The organism is Paraburkholderia sp. GAS33 (assembly GCF_050436645.1).
In the GTDB taxonomy this organism is placed as follows: Bacteria; Pseudomonadota; Gammaproteobacteria; order Burkholderiales; family Burkholderiaceae; genus Paraburkholderia; species Paraburkholderia phenazinium_B.
The window spans coordinates 453,967-471,762 of sequence record NZ_JBNDMP010000004.1 but is presented as its reverse complement, the minus strand read 5'-3'; the positions used below and the strand labels follow the sequence as shown (position 1 = coordinate 471,762).

Genomic DNA, 17,796 nt, shown 5'->3' with positions numbered 1-17,796 from the left:
ACCATGCTTGCTTACATTCTTAGACGTCTGTTGTTGATGGTGCCGACCTTGATCGGCGTCGTGACCCTAACCTTTGTCGTCACGCAGTTCGTGCCGGGTGGGCCGGTCGAACAGGTGATGACGCAACTCCGCCACGGCAAAGGCCGTGGCGGAGAGGCGGGGGCGGGTGGCGGCGGCTATCACGGCAGCCAGGGCGTCGATCCGCAGCAGATCGAGCAGATCAAGAAGCAGTTTGGCTTCGACAAGCCGCCGCTCACGCGTTACTTCCTGATGATGAAGAACTACGCGACCTTCAATCTCGGGCAGTCCTACTATCAGCACGACAGCGTGTGGGACGTGATCAAGTCCAAGCTGCCGGTGTCGATCACGCTCGGCTTATGGACGGTGATACTGACCTACCTGATATCGGTGCCGTTGGGCATCGCGAAAGCGGTGCGCAACGGCTCACGGTTCGACACGGTCACCAGCGTTATGGTGCTGGCAGGTTATGCAATCCCGGGCTTCGTGCTGGGCGTCCTCCTGCTGATGCTGTTCGGCGGCGGTACCTTCTGGCAGGTGTTTCCGATGCGCGGTCTCACCTCGGATAACTTCCAGGACCTGAGCCTGTTCGGCAAGCTGCTGGACTACCTGTGGCACATCGTGCTGCCTGTCACCGCATCGGTGGTCGGCAACTTCGCTATCGTCACGATCCTGACGAAGAACACCTTCCTTGAGGAGATTGGCCGGCAATACGTGCTGACCGCAAGAGCCAAAGGGGCGCCGGAGCGCGACGTGCTGTGGAAGCACGTGCTGCGCAACGCTGCGATTCCGCTGCTGACAGGTCTGCCCGCCGCTTTCGTGGGCGCCTTCCTGAACGGCAACCTGCTGATCGAAACCCTGTTCTCGCTCGACGGTATGGGCCAACTGTCCTACGACTCCGTGATCCGCCGCGATTACCCCGTCGTGCTCGGTTCGCTCTTCCTGTTCACGCTGATCGGTCTTGTAACCAAACTTATTGCTGACGTCTGCTATGTCCTCGTCGACCCCCGCATCCAATTCAACCGCCTGGGCCGCTGACCCGTCGGCAGTCACGCTCGTCGCCTCTGTGTCGCCGTGGCGGCGCACGTGGCAGCGTTTCAAGAGCCAGCGTCTCGGTTACTGGAGCCTGCTGATTTTCGGCGCGCTGTTCGTGATCAGCCTGTTCGGCGAAGTGCTGGCCAACGACCGTCCGCTCATCGTGCGTTACGACGGCCACTACTATTTTCCGATCGTGAAGGACTATCCGGAGGCGCTGTTCGGCGGCGACTTCCCGGCCAGGACCAATTACCTCGATCCGTATATCCGTTCGCGCATTCAGGGCAACGGCAACTTCGCTGTGTACCCGCCAAACCATTACCACTACGACACGATCGACTACTTCGCGGCGCATCCGTATCCGGCGCCGCCGTCGGCGAGCAATTGGCTCGGCACCGACCAGTTCGGCCGCGATGTGCTGTCGCGGCTGCTGTACGGCTTCCGTTTGTCGGTATTGATGGCGTTCGCGTTGACGATTTCGGGCGTGGTGATCGGCGTGCTCACGGGCGCCATTCAGGGCTTCTATGGCGGACGCACCGACCTGATCGGCCAGCGTCTGATCGAAATCTGGAGCTCGATGCCGGACCTGTACCTGCTGATCATCTTCGCTTCGATCTTCGAACCGACGCTATGGCTGCTCTTTATCCTGCTGTCGATGTTCGGCTGGCTGGTGCTGTCGGACTACGTGCGCGCCGAATTCCTGCGCAACCGCTCGCTCGATTACGTGAAGGCTGCCCGCACGATGGGCCTCTCGAACTGGCAGATCATGTGGAAACACGTGCTGCCTAACAGCCTGACGCCGGTGATCACGTTTCTGCCGTTCCGCATGAGCGCGGCCATCCTGTCGCTGACCAGTCTCGACTTCCTCGGCCTGGGTGTGCCGCCGCCGACGCCGAGCCTCGGCGAGTTGCTCGCCGAAGGCAAGAACAATCTGGATGCATGGTGGATTTCGATCTCTGCGTTCTCCGCGCTGGTGATCACGCTGCTGTTGCTGACCTTCATGGGCGACGCCTTGCGCAACGCGCTCGATACGCGCATGCGCGCTTCGGCGTTCGGGGGTGGCAAGTAATGAACAAACCTTTGAACAGGCCCTTGCTGGAAATCGACCGCTTCTCGGTGCGCTTCGGCGAAAAAGTCGCGGTGCAGGAACTGAGCCTGTCGATTGCTCGCGGCGAACGCGTCGCGCTGGTCGGCGAATCGGGCTCGGGCAAGAGCGTGACCGCCTTGTCGATCCTGCGGCTCGTGGACCAGGCGGATCTGAGCGGGCGCATGTTGCTCGACGGCGAAGATCTGCTGCAAAAGACCGAACAGCAGATGCGCGGAATTCGCGGCGCGGATGTCGCGATGGTGTTTCAGGAGCCGATGACGGCCTTGAATCCGCTTTACACGGTCGGCAAGCAGATTGCCGAAAGCCTGCGCCTGCACGAAGGCATGCGCCCGAATGCGGCGCGCGAGCGCGGCATCGAACTGCTGCGCCGTACCGGGATTCCCGAGCCGGAACGTCGCATCGACAGTTTCCCGCACCAGTTGTCGGGCGGCCAGCGTCAGCGCGCGATGATCGCCATGGCGCTCGCGTGCCGGCCGCGTCTGTTGCTGGCCGACGAACCGACCACCGCACTCGACGTCACCGTGCGACAGCAGATCGTCGATCTGCTGATCGAGTTGCAGGAACAGGAAGCCGCCGAGCGCGGCATGGCGGTGCTACTGATCACGCACGACCTGAATCTGGTGAAGCGCTTCGCGCAGCGCGTCGCGGTAATGGAAAAGGGCGTGCTGGTCGAAACCAACACTACCGAGGCCCTGTTTGCGAATCCTCAGCATCCCTATACAAAGCGCCTGCTCGATAGCGAACCGCAACGGAACATCGACGCGGTCGAAGCGGACGCGCGGCAGATTCTCGATGTAAAGGGTCTGGCCGTCGACTATCACGTATCGGCGAAAGGCTTGCGTTCGATCTTCGGCAAGTCGACCTTCCGCGCGGTGCACGACGTGGACCTGACGTTGCGCCGCGGCGAGACGCTCGGCATCGTCGGCGAATCGGGCTCGGGCAAGTCGACGCTCGCTGCGACCGTCCTCGGCCTGCAGCACCCGGCCGCCGGGACGATCGATATCGACGGGCTGGCGCTCTCGTCGCTGAAAAACGCCAAGGCGAAGCGGGCGCTGTACGCGCGCATGCAGGTGGTGTTTCAGGACCCGTTCGGCTCGCTGTCGCCACGTATGACGGTCGAGCAGATTATCGGCGAAGGCCTGGCTGTGCATCGGCCCGACATCGACGCAAGGGTGCGGCGCGATCGCGTCGGCGCGTTGCTCGAAGAAGTGGGTATGCCGGTTGAATCGATGCTGCGTTACCCGCACGAGTTTTCCGGCGGCCAACGTCAGCGCATTGCCATCGCGCGCGCGCTGGCCGTCGAACCCGAACTGCTGGTGCTCGATGAGCCGACCAGCGCACTCGACGTGTCGATCCAGAAGCAGGTCCTGAATCTGCTGACAAATCTGCAGAAAAAGTACAAGCTTAGCTACCTGTTCATCACGCACGATCTGGCGGTGATGAAAGCCATGGCGCATCGCGTGATCGTGATGAAGTCGGGCCGCATCGTCGAAGCGGGCGATACGATGCACGTGCTGCACGCGCCGTCGCACCCGTATACCCAGTCGTTGCTGGCGTCGTCGATGATCGCGCCCGTGTCCGATATCCAAGAGAAAATTGCATGATTGACGAAAGGTGGGCGCAAGCTGCCCGCACGCTGAAAAGCGACGCGGATTTCTGGTCGCTGCGCGTCGTCGACGAAACGATCGACGATCACGAAGTCCGCGACGATGTCGCCCAGCCGCTGCGCACCGTGCGTGACCGCGGCGCCATGCTGATCGCCTATGCCGGCGCCGGTGCCGGTTATGCGGCCACCGCCAATCTCTCGGCAGCTGGTTTGCAGGCTGCATTGGATATCGCAACCGCACGCGCGAGAGCGAGCAGCGAGCTGTCGCTGATCGATCATCGCGAGATCGCGCGTCCGGCCACGAGCGGCCACTACGTGTCGCCGAACACGGGGCACGCATTGCCGAGCCGGCGCGACTGGCTTGACCGGCTCTCGCGCGAGTGCGCGGCCGCCAATATCGACCCGCGCATCGTCGAGCGCGCGGCGAGCGTGCAGGTGACGCACACCGATCAGCTTTACATGACCGGCGACGGCGTGCGGATCGACCAGCATTTTCGTTTTGTGATGCCGCAGTTGAGTGTCGCCGCGCATGCCAATGGCGACACGCAAGTGCGCACGCTGGGCGGTAACTACGGCACGCTCGCGCAGGGCGGCCTCGAAGTGCTGGCGCGCTATGGTTTCGACGGCGCCGGCGCGCGCATCGCCCACGAGGCGCTGCAACTGCTCAACGCGCCGAATTGCCCGTCCGGCAAGCGCGATCTGCTGCTGATGCCCGATCAGATGATGCTGCAGATTCACGAGTCGATCGGCCATCCGCTCGAGCTCGACCGTATTCTCGGCGACGAGCGCAACTACGCCGGCTGGAGTTTCGTGAAGGCGGAGATGTTCGGCCACTATCAATATGGCTCCGAACTGCTGAACGTTACGTTCGATCCGGAACTGCGCGAAGAAGCGGCGGCCTACGCCTTCGACGACGACGGCAGCGCGGCGCACAAACACTATCTGATTCGCGGCGGTCTGCTCGAGCGGCCTCTGGGTGGCGCGCTATCGCAACAGCGTGCGCATCTGCCGGGTGTCGCGAATTCGCGCGCGTCGAACTGGAACCGGCCGCCGATCGACCGGATGGCGAATCTGAATATCGAGCCGGGTGACCAGTCGCTCGACGAGATGATCGCCAATATCGAACACGGAATTCTGATGCGCAGCAATACGTCGTGGTCGATCGACGACCATCGCAACAAGTTTCAGTTTGGCTGCGAGTTCGGTCAGTTGATCGAAAACGGCAAGCTCACCCAAGTCGTCAAGCAGCCCAACTATCGGGGCATCTCCGCGAATTTCTGGCGCAGCCTTTCCGCGGTCGGCAATGCGAGCACCCGCCAGCTGTTCGGCACGCCGATGTGCGGCAAAGGTGAGCCGGCCCAGGCGATCCGGGTCGGCCATGCGTCGCCTGCCTGCGTGTTCAGCAATATCGATGTCTTTGGAGGCGCATGATGAGCGGCTCCATGATGTTGCAAAATGCGTCGACGGTGGACTGGTATCGTCATTTCCTGCTGCTCGCCGATGCCGTCGAGCATGCGCAGCGGGGTGCCGAAATCACGCTGATTTCGTTCTCGGCTGAGCAATCCGATTTCATCCGCTTCAACGCGGCCAAGGTGCGGCAGATCGGCAGTGTCTCGCAAGGCAAGCTGACGCTGCGCCTGATCGACGGGGCACGTCAGGCGTATTCCACGCTGACTGTCTGCGGCGAAACCGAGAGCGACCTGCAGGACGTGAGCCGTGCGCTCGCCACGCTGCGCGACGGACTGCGCGATGCACCGGACGATCCTCATCTGCTGTTCGATACGTCGCAGTGGGAACGCTCGACGCGCCGCGACGGCAAGGTGCCGGAGCCGCAAGCGCTGGTACGTACCGTAGACGAATGCGCGAAGGGGCTCGATTTCGTGGGCTTTTATGCGGGTGGCACGATTGTGCGCGGTTTCGCATCGACCAAAGGCAGCCGTGGCTGGTACGAAGTCAGCAACTTCAACTTCAGCTGGTCGCTGTACGACCCGAGCGGCCGCGCTATCAAGACGAGCTACGCCGGCGACCACTGGAGCGACGCCACGTTCGCCCGCAAGGTCGAGCAGGCGGCAGCCCGCCTGCCGATCCTCGCGCTGACGCCGCGGGCGTTGGCGCCGGGGCGCTACCGGTCGTATCTTGCGCCCGCTGCGCTCGAAGAACTATTGGGCGTGACCTCGTGGAGTGGCTTCTCGGCCCGCGCGCAGGCTACGTCGCGCAGCTCGCTATACAAGCTGCATACCGGCGAAGCGGCGCTCGATCCACGCGTGACGTTGACTGAAGACCTGAGCATCGGCATCACACCGGGATTCAACGAAGACGGTTATCTGCGCGCCAGCGTGCCGCTGATTCAGGACGGTCGCAGCCTGGAGCGTCTGACCAATGCCCGCAGCGCCCGCGAATACGGCCTGCAGCCCAACGGCGCACTGGACTCCGAATCGCCTGTTGCGCTGTCGATGGAGGGCGGCGACCTCGCCGAGGACGACGTGCTGACGCAGCTCGACACCGGCCTCTACATCGGCAACCTCTGGTACGTGAATTTCTCGGACCGGATGAATTGCCGCCTGACCGGCATGACGCGCTTCGCGACGTTCTGGGTGGAGAACGGCAAGATCGTCGCGCCGGTCGACGCGATGCGCTTTGACGACAGCATGTACAGGCTGCTCGGCGATCAGCTGGAACGGCTGGGCGCGCAACCGGAACTGCTGTTGAACGATTCCACCTACGGAGAACGCGCGACCGGCGGGATGCACCTGCCTGGGGTGCTCACGCGTTCGTTCGAGTTGACGCTTTAAGTGGATGGATAAGAACGCGCCAGCAAAATCACTGCCTGAAGCGTTCACGCTGCGCGCCTTGCGCGTCGCGGATGCGGCGCAGTTCCATGCACTGGAGCTGCAGCCCGCCATGTTGCGCGGCCATCCGCATCCACCGTATCCGACCCTCGAAAAGACTCGTGAGGGCATCGAGAAAATTGCTTTACCCGAGGTAGCCATTGCCGCGATGGTCGGCGATATACTGGTCGGCTTCGGACGATTGGTCCCCGGCAAGCTGCGTCGGGCTCATGCGGGCATGATCGGCCTCGGCGTGCATGAAGCGTGGCATGGCCGCGGCGTCGGCAATGCGCTGGTCGCCGAAATGCTCGACCTGGCCGATAACTGGCTCGGTCTGCGGCGCGTCGAACTCTATGTGTTCACGGACAATGGTCCGGCCATCGCGCTCTACCGGAAATACGGTTTCGAAGTAGAAGCACTACACCGTGGAGCGTCTTTACGTGACGGTGTACTGATCGATTGCTACTTCATGGCGCGGTTGCGTGAGCCGATGCCATTCGCAACGGACCACAATAATGAACACGAGCAGCGTGAGGTTTGAGAGAGAAGCACAGGTGACACCGCGCCTGGTCGTGCGCGCGTGCGAAGCGTCCGACATGGAGGCGATCGCCGACGTCATGTGTCAACCGGGTGTCCGGCGTGGCACGCTGACGATCGGCTATCGCACCGCGGAAGGCTTGCGGGAGTGGCTCGCCAAACTGCCCGCCGGCAGCATCAATGTGTGCGCGGAGCTTGACGGCCGCGTGGTCGGACATGCCGGCCTGCTGGCGAAAACGCCGCGCCGTGCGCATATCGGCGCCATCGGCATCTCCGTGCACGACGCCTTCCAGGGGCGTGGTGTGGGTGCCGCGCTGCTCGCCGCGCTGGTCGAATGCGCGGATGGCTCACTCGGTTTGCGCCGCCTCGAACTGACCGTGTTTGCGGACAATGTGGCGGCCATTGCGCTCTATCGCCGCTTTGGTTTCGTCGAAGAGGGACGTTCGCGTGGCTATGCCATGCGCGACGGCCAGTTGGCCGATGTCTTGCACATGGCCCGTCTCGTCGACGCGCCGTCCTTCGTGCAGCACTGACAGGAACCTGAGTGCCCTCATTTTTTATCGACCGGCCGGTCTTCGCATGGATTGTCGCGCTTGCCATCATGGTGGCAGGCGCGATCGCCATTCCGCAGCTTCCCGTCGCCCAATATCCGCGTCTCTCGCCGCCGCGCATCGTGATCGTCGCGAGCTACCCGGGCGCAGCCACCGAGGTGGTGGACGGCGACGTGGGCAGCATCATCGAGGAGAGTCTCGATGGCGCCGATGGGATGCTGTACTACGAAACCAGCAGCGACGGTCAGGGCAATCTGGAAATCGACGCGACCTTCTCGCCCGCCACCAATCCCGACATCGCGATGGTCGATGTGCAGAACCGGCTCAAGCAGGTCGAGCCGCGTTTGCCGCAGCAGGTGGTGCAGAACGGCATCAGCGTCTTCAAGGCCTCGAATACGTTCCTGATGCTGGTCGCGCTGACGTCCACCGACGGCACGCGCGATTCGTCCGACCTTGGCAGTTACATGAACCGCTACGTGATACGCGAGCTGAAACGCGCGCCCGGAGTGGGTTCGGCGCAACTGTGGGACTCCGATCAGGCTCTGCGGATCTGGCTCGATCCGATGAAGCTGCGCGAATACGGACTTGCCGCCGGCGACGTCAACGCCGCGATCACGGCCCAGAACGCCACGGTGACGGCCGGCACGCTCGGCGACGCGCCCTCGGTGCCGGGGCAGGAGCTGGTGGCCTCGGTGGACGTCAAGGGGCAACTGGTATCGCCGGAGGAATTCGGCCAGATTGTGCTGAAGGCGAAGCCGGACGGATCGGCCGTGCGCCTGCGCGATGTGGCACGCGTCGAGCTCGGCCGCGACGATTACTCGTTCTGGTCGCGCCTGAACGGCCGCTCGTCCGCGACCGTCGGGATTCAGTTAGGACCGCGTGGTAATGCCCTGGAAACCTCGAACGCGATTCGAGCGCGCCTCGCCGAACTGTCGAAGAGCTTGCCGCCCGGCATACAGATGCAGATCCCTTTCGACAGTGCGCACTTTGTGCAGATCGCGATTCGGGAGGTGGTCTACACGCTGATCGAAGCTGTGGTGCTGGTGTTCTTCGTGATGTGGCTGTTCCTGCGTGACCTGCGTTATACGCTGGTGCCGACGGTGGTGATCCCGGTCACGCTGATGGGCGCGTTCCTCGCGATGTGGGCGTTCGGCCTGTCGATCAACGTGTTCACGATGTTCGGCCTCGTGCTGGCGATCGGGATTCTAGTCGACGATGCGATCGTGGTGGTCGAGAGCGTGCACCGCGTGATGGAAGAGGAGGGCTTGCCGCCGCGAGAGGCGACCCGCAAGGCGATGTCGCAGATTGGCAGTGCGATCGTGGGTGTGACCGCGGTACTGACGGCGGTGTTCGTGCCGATGGCGTTCTTTCCGGGCAGCGTCGGCGGCATCTACCGCCAGTTTTCGGTGGCGATGATCGCCTCGATGCTGGTGTCGTCGTTCATGGCGCTTTCGCTCACGCCGGCGCTTTGCGCCAACCTGCTGAAACCGACCGGCTCGACGCCGCACCAGCGCGAAGCGCGCCGCGGTCTGCGCGGCCTGTTCGCGCGCGCCGCCTCGAAGTTCGCCGAGGGTTTCGACGGGGCTTCGCATGGCTACCGCTGGCTTACCACGCGCACCTCGCAGCGTATCGGGCGCATGCTCGCCATCTATGCGGTGCTGGTCGGCGTCTGCGGCTTGCTCTACTGGAAGATGCCGGGCGGTTTTCTGCCGACGGAAGATCAGGGACAACTGCAGGTGATGGTTCAGTTGCCGGCCGGTTCGACCCAGGCGCGCACGCTGGGGGTGATCAAGCGGGTCGAGCAGATCCTGAATCGCCACGCCGAGATCGCGCACGTGACGAGCCTGATTGGCTGGAGCTTCCAGGGCAGTGGCCAGAACGTCGGCATGGCCTTCGTCGAACTGAAGGACTGGGACAAGCGCACAGTCAGCGCAATCCAGTTGCAGGACCAGTTGAATAGCGAATTCGCGAGCATTCTCGATGGCAGGGTAGACGCGCAGTTGCCGCCGTCGGTACCGGGGGTGGGGCGCTCGGACGGCTTTGTGTTCCGCATGGAGGATCGCGGCGGCGTCGGTCTGGACGCGCTTAAGGCGGCGCGCGAGGACCTGTTCGCGAAGGCCAAAGCCGATCCGGTTCTTGCCGATGTGCATTCCGAAGACCTGCCCGACGCGCCGCGTGTCGAGCTGACGATCGACCGGGCCAAGGCCTATGCGCTGGGTGTGTCGTTCGACAAGCTTTCCGACCTGCTGGGCAGCACCTTCGGTTCGACCTATGTCGACGACTTCCCGGCTTCGGGTCAGATGCGGCGCGTGGTGGTGGAGGGTGACGCGTCGACTCGCATGACCGACGACGATCTGATGGCGCTCTCCGTGATGAATTCGCAGGGGGCCATGGTACCGCTGTCGGCCATCGCGACGCGCAAGTGGACGGTCGGGCCGGTGGCATTGAGCCGCTACAACGGCTACCCGTCGCTCGACGTGAGTGGCCGTGCGGCGCGCGGCTACAGCTCGGGCGCGGCGATGAAGGAGATGGAGCGGCTCGCCTCAGCGTTGCCGGTAGGCGTGGCGTACGACTGGGTGGATGCCGCGCGCGAGGAAACGCTGGCGGAGAAGCAGACGCCGCTGCTGATCGGTTTGTCGCTGCTCGCCGTGTTCATGGCGCTCGCCGCGTTGTACGAAAGCTGGACGATTCCGTTCGCGGTGCTGATGGTGGTGCCGCTTGGCGTGATCGGCGCGGTGTCGGCGGTGTTGATGCGTGGCATGCCTAACGACGTGTACTTCAAGGTGGGGATGATCACCGTGATCGGGTTGTCGGCGAAGAACGCGATTCTGATCGTGCAGTTCGCCCGCGATCTGCACGCGCGCGGCCTGCCGTTGACGCGTGCGGTGATCGATGCCTCGGCCGCGCGCTTCAGGCCGATCGTGATGACTTCAGCGGCGTTCCTGCTGGGCGTGGCGCCGCTGGTGATATCGGGCGGGGCAGGGGCCGAGAGCCGTCAGTCGATCGGTACCGGCGTATTCGGCGGGGTGCTGGCGGCCACGCTCCTTGGCCTGGTGTTCGCGCCGGTGGCGTTCCACGCGGTTGCGTCGCTGACGCAGGGCAAGCGCCGGCGTCTGGCTGACGCGGGGCATGTCGCGGCGGACGAGCGTAGGCCGGATGGGCCGGTGAGCCCGGCGCGCTCGGACCGGGAGATGGAGTCGCAGTAGGTAAAGCGATGGCGTCGGCTCATGCCATGTGAGCCGACGGCGCGCCTTTCTTCGCTACTCGGTGACAGGGCGTCCTGCATCGACCCAACGCATCAACTCGCGTAGCGTCAGGCGGTAACGGGCGAAGTTGTGCTCGCCGAGCCGGACGATATCTCCTTTGACGATCTCGGCGAGCTTCTCAGCATCCTGCGCAGGGAGGTCAAATTCGGCGACGGCCGTCCCGAGCGGATGGCCTTCTCGCACAACGCGGCTCACCAGTTCGTTGATGGCATCGCGATGCGTCGCGCGAAACAGGTCGGGCAGGCCAGCCGCCTGAATCTGCACGGCATATTTCCCGATCGAGCGGCGGTAGGTCCACGCGAACAGATCCGCAGCGATGCTGACATCCAGCTTCTCATACACGCCGATCCTCGCGCGACTATAGTCGTCGTCCGTCACATCGAGAAAACTGAGCGGCGCGCAGTTGTACATCAGAAGCGGGATATTTGCGCTAAGCCGGCTGGTTCGCTTGTTACCGTCCTCGAACGGTTGGAGGTAGGCCAGGTTCACCCAGAGGAAGAAAGCGGCTTCTACGGGATTCTTGATATCACGTGCCTTCGCAACGATGATGCCGAGCATCTCCTCGAGCAGCGAAGGCATATGTGCCGGCACATACGCCGTGTTGCTGATGTTGACGACCTTCTGGCGAATCGCCCCGAGCGAATCTTCGTCGTGCAGCAGGCCCTGCATCAACAAGGTATGGATGTTCCGGATCACCATCACGGTGAGCCCATAGAGCGGCACCTCGTCGATCAGAAACTCGATCGCGCGCTTGTGGTTGAGCAGCATGATCGCGTCCTTGTCCTGCGGGTTGGCGTGCCCCGACCGGAACAGGACCTCGGTATCGAGCCGGGTGTAGCGGTTGCCTTCGAGCCGGGACGACGAAAAAGACAGGTCGATCAGCAGTGGCTCGATGACATTGCGCGCGTACGTGCCGGCGGGCTGTTGTCCTTGCATCCGTCCTTCTCGATAGAGATCGTTTGCGAGCGACTCAGGCAGCAGGAACGTCTGATTGGGTTCGTAATCGTCGACGAACTTGCGCTGATAAGTTACCGGCTGACGGGCGCCGAGAGGCACCTCGAGAGCAGCGAGGAGATCGCTTGAAGACGGAGACCACGACGGGGATCCCGTTGGAATTACTGCGCCGGGACGTGTGACGGAGGAAGGCGCGGGTGTTTGCGCCGCATCCTCGAAACTGGCAAGGCTGTAACGGGAGGCCGAGGTACTTCCCGACTGGACTACTTTTCCGTCCGCTTTGAGCCGGTTCAGGTAGCGGAGTACAGTCGCCGGCGGCTCACCCAGTGCCGCCGCGATGTCCGACCGGGACAACTCGTGGTGTCCCAGATCGCGCTGCCTGGCCAGAAACCTCAGAACGGTGTCGTACAGTCCGCGCTTCGCCATTTTCTCGCTAGAAACCTGCAAAATTGATTCAAGATTGATTCTTGAATCAATCTTAGCTCAAAACGGACGGAAAATGAACCAAGAATGAACCAAGATTGATCTAAGAATGATTCATGACCCATAAATTGATCTAAGAATGATCCAAGATTGATCTAAGCGGGCGTCAGCGGGGAGACGAAACGAGGGGAGGGGAGCAAAAAGAATCGCGCCGCAAACCGGGACTTCGAGAGTCCAGCTTGCGGCGCGAGGTACAGCGTGTACAGCGAAGGAGGAGCGCTTACTTCGACGCCACCAGAATCCACAACCGCGCCAGGTCAGCCGAGCCGTCGTCGCCCTTGACCGCCTTGAACGCCTGAATCGCCTTCTGTTTCTGCCCAGCGAAGTAATACGCTTCGCCCAGATGCAGCTGCGCCTGATCCGGATGCGGCAGACCACCCTTGGCAATCAGCCCTTCCATCGTCGCCAGACCTTGCGGCGCCTGGCCCGCGAAGACCTGGTTGAACGCCAGATCGAACGGCGGAATCGGCACACCGTTGCTGTCGACCGTGCTCGTCGCACGCTTGGTCGCCAGCGCCTGCAGACGCTTTTCGCGGTCCGCGCCGGCGTCCTTGCCGAGCACGCCTGACGAGAAGCCCTGATCGACCACCTGCTTGCCTTCAACCGGAGTGCCGGCAAGGATCGACAACTGCGTCATCTGCATATAGTCGTCAGCCGTCGTCAGCGAACCGGTAGCACGGCGCAAACGGTAGGTATCGATATCCAGATTCGACGCGTAACCCGGCTTGCTGCGGATCGCCGAGAACAGATCATCCCAGTACGACTGCTTCGGGTGGTACGCCACCAGCTTTTCGAGCGCACCGCGATAGGTGGCCGAGTCGTTGGAGCGCTGCGCGCACGTGCCCAGCAACTGCAGCTGCGATTCGTCCGGAGCATGACCGGCACGCGCCTGTGCATCCACCGTAGGCTTGAGCAGGCTCACCACGTTGCCGCAGTCGTTCGACAGGTAGTACGACTGGATCAGCAGGGTCCGCATGTCCGGATCCGTGCCGCCGGCCTTCATGTAACGCTGCGCGGTCTTGATCGCCAGAGGATAGTTCTTACCCTCGAAGTAGATGCCAGCGAGAGCAGCGGTGGTGCGTTGCTCGTCGGCGCCCGTCAGCTTGCCCGAAGCGAGCAGCGTTTCGTAGGCCTTCGCTGCGGTACCGGAGTCGCCGGCCGCAGCGGCAGCCGCGCCGCGCATCTCTTCGATCATGTAGTTTTCGTAGGGCGTCTTGTTCGGGACTGCGTCGGCCTGCGCGATCTTCGCCAGCGCGTCCTGATACTTGTGAGCCCGGTACGAATCCTGCGCCGCGTTCAGCGGCTTGGCCACTTCGGGACGCAGGGTGTCGGCAGCATGCGACACGGTCGGCAGCACGACGAGGGCAGACAACCCCCCGAAAGCGGCCGCGATCACGGCACGCTTGAACCGTTGATGGATCATTAGCACTCTCACATCCTTATTGCATGTACTGCTCGTTGCCGATCAACCCGATCTTGGTGGCGCCAATACGTTGTGCGGCAGCCAGCACGGCAGCGACATCCTTGTACGGCACCAGCTTGTTCGGCAGCAGATGAATCTCAGCCTGCACCGGCTCGGCAGCAACCTGAGACAGTTTCGAGTTGAGGGTGGCCTGGTCCGGAATAACCGTACCGTTCCACATCATCGTGCCGTCGAAGTCGATATCGATCTGCACCACTTCCGGCTGGACCGCCGGAGGAGGTGGGTTGCCGACTGGCAGGTTCATCTTGATGGCGTGCGTCTGGATCGGAATCGTGATGATCAGCATGATCAGCAACACCAGCATCACGTCGATCAGCGGCGTGGTGTTGATGTCGACCATCACATCCGGTTCGCCGCTTTTACCTGAAGAGACGTTCATTCCCATAATCGATTCCCTTCCTCAGCCCCCGCGCGGCGGCGGCTCAGTGATAAATGACACCTTGGCGATGCCAGCACGCTCGCAGGCGGTGATCACGCGGCCGATAAACTCATAACGCGTGTTCTGGTCGCCACGCACGTTGACCTCCGGCTGCGGTTGCATCACCGACACGGTCTTCAACTGCGTGAGCAGCGTCGCTGCATCCACGTGCTTCTCGTTCCAGAAGAAATCGCCATCGCGGTTGACCGCGATCACGATACTTTTGGGCGTGGTCTGCAGCGGCTGGACTGCCTCATTCGGCAACTTCACCGGCACCGTGTGCGTAACAACAGGAATCGTGATCAGGAAGATGATCAGCAAAACCAGCATCACATCGACTAGCGGCGTGGTGTTGATGGCGGAGATGACTTCGTCCTCATCCCCCTCTTGCCCGACGCTCATAGCCATGGCTTACCCCGCGTGTTCGACCAACGTAGCCTTCTGGGCTGCAGCCGGGCGCTTTGCGCGGCCGCTGCCGGCCAGCAGGACGGTGTGCAGTTGTGCGCCGAAGCCGCGGACGCGTTCCATCACCGACTTGTTGCGGCGAACCAGGAAGTTGTAGCCGAGCACCGCCGGAACTGCCACTGCCAGACCGATTGCCGTCATGATCAGCGCTTCACCGACCGGACCTGCCACCTTGTCGATCGAAGCCTGGCCGGCGATACCGATAGCCGTCAGTGCATGATAGATACCCCAGACCGTACCGAACAGGCCGACGAACGGGGCCGTGGAGCCGACCGTACCCAGGAAGGCGAGGCCGTCCTGCAGGCGGTTCGACACGTTGGTGATCGCGCGCTCGACCGACACGTCGATCCAGGTGTTGCGGTCGACGGCTTCGAGGAGCGCTTCGTCATGGTGTTCACCGGCATCGATCGCGGTTTCGGCGATGAAGCGGAACGGCGAACCTTCGTCCAGCATCTTCGCGCCTTCGGCGAGCGAAGGCGCGGTCCACAGCTGTTCGTCCGCGCTCTTGAAGCGGCGGTTCGCACGGAACTGTTCGAAGAACTTCGTGATCATGATGTACCAGCTGCCCATCGACATGATCACCAGCAGGATCAGCACGAAGCGGGCAACGAAGTCACCGTTTTTCCACAGGGCGCCAAGACCGTACGGGTTGTTGACGGTTTCGGAGGTGGCGGGTGCCGGCGGCGGCACAGCCTGGTCCGCCGGTGCTGCTGCGGGTGCGGCCGTCGGTGCGGCGTCGGTTGCCGATGCTGCTACGGTTGCGTCGCTAGCTTGCGCGTAGGCAATTTGCGGTGCGACAAAGGTCGTTGCCGTGGTTACGGTCAACACCATGCTTGCCGCCACTGCGGCGAGAGAACGCTTCTTCATGTCTGCTCCAGTTCATGCGTTGAACTTGTACAACGTGACTAATAAATCGCTACCGGTACCGCTCGGTTCGTGGGTTCAGTTCAGTTCAGGTTGAACGAGAACGGAACCTGGACACGGACAGGTTGGCCTTGGGAAACGCAACTAAACTTCTTTACCGCATTGAACGCCGCGCGATCGAGGGAAGAGTCATCCGACGATTTCGCGACATGCTCATCCGTAATATGGCCCTGCGGATCGACTACGAATTCGATGAGTACGTCACCCGTGACGTTGTTTTCCTGAGCTTCCTTCGGATACACCACGGTTGAGCGGATCTGGTCGGAGTTCGGGCACGCCACGTCGACCTGGGCGCTCACCGGCTTCGACGGGGCCGGCGGAGCGGGCGGGGCAGGCGGCGGTGCCGGCTGCGCCACGACCGGAGCGGCCTGGTGCGTAATGGTGGGCTGCGGCGGAGTCGGCACGTTGACTTCCGGCGGCGGCACGAACGGCGGCGGCGGCGGCGCAAACTTCGGCGGCGGCAACTGCACGGTCGGCAACGGCGGCGGAGGCGGCGGCTTCACCGGCTCGATGATCTTGGTTTCAATCGGATGTTGAATGACCTGCACCACCTTGGTGGCGAGGCCATTGAGCAGTGCATAGATCAGCACTATATGGAGGAGAAGAACGGCGGCAATACCGCCAAAGCGGCGCACGGGGTTCTGCTGCTTTTTCCCGAATTCGCGCGGGCGCCCAGTTCTGTGAACTGCGGTCGTGCCCGCCGGAAACTGCCCTTCAACTTTCATAACCACCTTCGTTCCTCCCGGCGTGAACCGCCCATTTCCGTGACTGCAGCGTTCTTGCTACGTCGAAACATTGTTTCCTTCAGCCCCAACGAGGGCGCGCAACATTCTTTTTGGACTCCAGATGGGCGGGCCGTAGCACTCGACTCGAGCCTAAAGGCTTGCGCCTTGGGTTCAGATCCCGGGTTGCAACGGCTATAGGCCGTCTGTGTGCAAGGCGCATGCCCGCGTCGGACAGATTCTGAGCGGTCCGCGGGGATGAGCGGAAACAGCCAGTAATCTATCTGCGTAGAAGTACTAATAGACGGTATTTGATACATCCCCTTCGCTTTGGCGCAGGCCGTGACGGACGAAAAGATGCTCGAACGTCACACGTATTTCACAGACCGTCATTAGCTGCGGCTGTAATTCCTGCGACGGAACGATATCAGTTCAAAATCTCGCGTCAAACTTTTTTTGATGGGGGCATACTGTGTTTAGAGGATGCGCTCTAATCATGTGGAGCGCATTTCGCCGGCCAGCTTACAAGAGTGAATGGTTTGGGCGAAAAAGTCGTTTAACTTCAACGTTATGCCAAATGCTTTTGTAAGGTTGTGAAGGCTGACGTTAATACTGATTTACGACCCGATAAAAAACAGCGTCAACGCCTTGCGCTACGCGACACGATTCTAAAGCAGGTCGCCGGTCGGCTGCACGCGAAAAAAACGTACCGCGGGGCGTGCGAAATGGATAGCCACGCGCATCGTGCAATGTCCGCGAAGTTCGCGCGTGACAAGGGCGGCGCCTGCAAATGATGAGAGCGGGATGAGGACTGCAAGCGCGAGAAGCGCGCTTGCAGGGTATTCGCCTAGACGCCTGGTTTCGACGGTCTGTGCGGCGGATTTCAGAGGCACGCGAGCGCTTGCCCGATGCACGGTCAGCTCGCCGGGTTGACTGCGCCGGTCGTTGCCGGTGCCGCGGTGTTATCGGGGTGCGCATCGGTCGCTGAAGCGGGCGGCATGCAGTCGGCGCGGTATTCGGCCTGCAGCTTCGCTTCGGCCGCCTCGAGGTCGGCAGGGTAGACGTTTTCGTCCGTGGCGGGGTTGTAGCCCATGGCCTCCAGTTCGCCGAGTTCGCGCATCAACTGCTTGTGCGTGACTTCGCCCTTGAGCTTCGTGAACGGATAACTGTTGCATTGCTTTGGCGTGAGACCGGGAGCGGCCATTGCAGAAGCGCTGCCGGCGAGCAACAGGGCCATCAAAACGGTGCGTGTCGCGAGTTTCATGTTTGCATCCCTTGGTGGAGTACTTCGTACAAAGGCAGCCAAGAAAAAGTGGCTACCGGATGCAAACAGGCTAGTGGAGGGCCCATACCGTTTCGCCCTCTTAACGATGAAAGATCGTTCATCTTTGCGCCGCC

Annotated in this window: 15 protein-coding genes; 8 read left to right on the top strand and 7 right to left on the bottom strand. The window is 62.3% G+C overall.

Going from position 1 to position 17,796, the window contains the following annotated elements; genetic code table 11:
• Nucleotides 1–3 precede the first annotated feature (3 nt).
• The 8 genes from P3T24_RS15655 to P3T24_RS15620 are packed head-to-tail and all read left to right on the top strand — an operon-like array spanning nt 4 to nt 10,889.
• Nucleotides 4–1,056 carry a microcin C ABC transporter permease YejB gene (locus P3T24_RS15655; protein WP_074265126.1) on the top strand — a complete coding sequence of 351 codons (1,053 nt, stop codon included), beginning with the start codon at nt 4–6 and terminating at the stop codon, nt 1,054–1,056.
• Entirely contained in the window at nt 1,010–2,122 is a 1,113-nt protein-coding gene (locus P3T24_RS15650; protein WP_429435841.1) for an ABC transporter permease, read from the top strand. Before P3T24_RS15655 ends, P3T24_RS15650 begins: the two co-directional genes overlap by 47 nt.
• Complete coding sequence (locus tag P3T24_RS15645; RefSeq protein WP_074265124.1) at nt 2,122–3,765, top strand: ABC transporter ATP-binding protein; 1,644 nt, start codon at nt 2,122–2,124, stop codon at nt 3,763–3,765. The genes P3T24_RS15650 and P3T24_RS15645 overlap by 1 nt, the downstream gene beginning before the upstream one ends.
• Entirely contained in the window at nt 3,762–5,198 is a 1,437-nt protein-coding gene (locus tag P3T24_RS15640; protein WP_429435838.1) for a TldD/PmbA family protein, read from the top strand. The genes P3T24_RS15645 and P3T24_RS15640 overlap by 4 nt, the downstream gene beginning before the upstream one ends.
• A gap of 11 nt (nt 5,199–5,209) precedes the next feature.
• On the top strand, nt 5,210–6,559 hold the full coding sequence (locus P3T24_RS15635; RefSeq protein WP_429435836.1) for a TldD/PmbA family protein: 1,350 nt from the start codon (nt 5,210–5,212) through the stop codon (nt 6,557–6,559).
• Nucleotides 6,560–6,563: 4 nt separating this feature from the next.
• Nucleotides 6,564–7,136, top strand: a complete 573-nt coding sequence (locus P3T24_RS15630; protein WP_074265122.1) for a GNAT family N-acetyltransferase — start codon at nt 6,564–6,566, stop codon at nt 7,134–7,136.
• Complete coding sequence (locus P3T24_RS15625) at nt 7,111–7,665, top strand: GNAT family N-acetyltransferase (protein WP_429435834.1); 555 nt, start codon at nt 7,111–7,113, stop codon at nt 7,663–7,665. The genes P3T24_RS15630 and P3T24_RS15625 overlap by 26 nt, the downstream gene beginning before the upstream one ends.
• Nucleotides 7,666–7,676: 11 nt before the next feature.
• Nucleotides 7,677–10,889: a multidrug efflux RND transporter permease subunit gene (locus P3T24_RS15620; RefSeq protein WP_074265120.1), complete on the top strand. Its 3,213-nt coding sequence runs from the start codon at nt 7,677–7,679 to the stop codon at nt 10,887–10,889.
• A gap of 54 nt (nt 10,890–10,943) precedes the next feature.
• Here the strand turns inward: P3T24_RS15620 and P3T24_RS15615 are convergent, their stop codons facing one another.
• The 7 genes from P3T24_RS15615 to P3T24_RS15585 all read right to left on the bottom strand — a co-directional run bounded on the left by P3T24_RS15615 (nt 10,944) and on the right by P3T24_RS15585 (nt 17,662).
• Nucleotides 10,944–12,329, bottom strand: a complete 1,386-nt coding sequence (locus P3T24_RS15615; RefSeq protein ID WP_429435831.1) for a Fic family protein — start codon at nt 12,327–12,329, stop codon at nt 10,944–10,946.
• A 277-nt stretch (nt 12,330–12,606) separates the two neighbouring features.
• Complete coding sequence (locus tag P3T24_RS15610) at nt 12,607–13,809, bottom strand: tetratricopeptide repeat protein (RefSeq protein WP_074265118.1); 1,203 nt, start codon at nt 13,807–13,809, stop codon at nt 12,607–12,609.
• A gap of 16 nt (nt 13,810–13,825) precedes the next feature.
• Complete coding sequence (locus tag P3T24_RS15605; RefSeq protein ID WP_074265117.1) at nt 13,826–14,254, bottom strand: ExbD/TolR family protein; 429 nt, start codon at nt 14,252–14,254, stop codon at nt 13,826–13,828.
• A 15-nt stretch (nt 14,255–14,269) separates the two neighbouring features.
• Nucleotides 14,270–14,695, bottom strand: coding sequence for an ExbD/TolR family protein (locus P3T24_RS15600; protein ID WP_074265116.1), 426 nt, complete (start codon nt 14,693–14,695; stop codon nt 14,270–14,272).
• A gap of 3 nt (nt 14,696–14,698) precedes the next feature.
• The gene (locus P3T24_RS15595) at nt 14,699–15,619 is read right to left on the bottom strand and encodes a MotA/TolQ/ExbB proton channel family protein (RefSeq protein ID WP_074265115.1); all 921 of its coding nucleotides are present in this window, start codon (nt 15,617–15,619) and stop codon (nt 14,699–14,701) included.
• A gap of 80 nt (nt 15,620–15,699) precedes the next feature.
• The gene (locus tag P3T24_RS15590; protein ID WP_074265114.1) at nt 15,700–16,401 is read right to left on the bottom strand and encodes an energy transducer TonB; all 702 of its coding nucleotides are present in this window, start codon (nt 16,399–16,401) and stop codon (nt 15,700–15,702) included.
• 913 nt (nt 16,402–17,314) lie between these two features.
• Nucleotides 17,315–17,662, bottom strand: a complete 348-nt coding sequence (locus tag P3T24_RS15585; RefSeq protein ID WP_074265113.1) for a DUF4148 domain-containing protein — start codon at nt 17,660–17,662, stop codon at nt 17,315–17,317.
• Nucleotides 17,663–17,796 lie beyond the last annotated feature (134 nt).

What these genes read in the sequence shown, in the direction of transcription:
- P3T24_RS15655 (WP_074265126.1), top strand. Translation starts at nt 4, where the DNA reads ATGCTTGCTTACATTCTTAGACGTCTGTTGTTGATGGTGCCGACCTTG.
- P3T24_RS15650 (WP_429435841.1), top strand. Translation starts at nt 1,010, where the DNA reads ATGTCCTCGTCGACCCCCGCATCCAATTCAACCGCCTGGGCCGCTGAC.
- P3T24_RS15645 (WP_074265124.1), top strand. Translation starts at nt 2,122, where the DNA reads ATGAACAAACCTTTGAACAGGCCCTTGCTGGAAATCGACCGCTTCTCG.
- P3T24_RS15640 (WP_429435838.1), top strand. Translation starts at nt 3,762, where the DNA reads ATGATTGACGAAAGGTGGGCGCAAGCTGCCCGCACGCTGAAAAGCGAC.
- P3T24_RS15635 (WP_429435836.1), top strand. Translation starts at nt 5,210, where the DNA reads ATGATGTTGCAAAATGCGTCGACGGTGGACTGGTATCGTCATTTCCTG.
- P3T24_RS15630 (WP_074265122.1), top strand. Translation starts at nt 6,564, where the DNA reads ATGGATAAGAACGCGCCAGCAAAATCACTGCCTGAAGCGTTCACGCTG.
- P3T24_RS15625 (WP_429435834.1), top strand. Translation starts at nt 7,111, where the DNA reads ATGAACACGAGCAGCGTGAGGTTTGAGAGAGAAGCACAGGTGACACCG.
- P3T24_RS15615 (WP_429435831.1), bottom strand. Translation starts at nt 12,329, where the DNA reads ATGGCGAAGCGCGGACTGTACGACACCGTTCTGAGGTTTCTGGCCAGG.
- P3T24_RS15610 (WP_074265118.1), bottom strand. Translation starts at nt 13,809, where the DNA reads ATGATCCATCAACGGTTCAAGCGTGCCGTGATCGCGGCCGCTTTCGGG.
- P3T24_RS15605 (WP_074265117.1), bottom strand. Translation starts at nt 14,254, where the DNA reads ATGGGAATGAACGTCTCTTCAGGTAAAAGCGGCGAACCGGATGTGATG.
- P3T24_RS15600 (WP_074265116.1), bottom strand. Translation starts at nt 14,695, where the DNA reads ATGGCTATGAGCGTCGGGCAAGAGGGGGATGAGGACGAAGTCATCTCC.
- P3T24_RS15595 (WP_074265115.1), bottom strand. Translation starts at nt 15,619, where the DNA reads ATGAAGAAGCGTTCTCTCGCCGCAGTGGCGGCAAGCATGGTGTTGACC.
- P3T24_RS15590 (WP_074265114.1), bottom strand. Translation starts at nt 16,401, where the DNA reads ATGAAAGTTGAAGGGCAGTTTCCGGCGGGCACGACCGCAGTTCACAGA.
- P3T24_RS15585 (WP_074265113.1), bottom strand. Translation starts at nt 17,662, where the DNA reads ATGAAACTCGCGACACGCACCGTTTTGATGGCCCTGTTGCTCGCCGGC.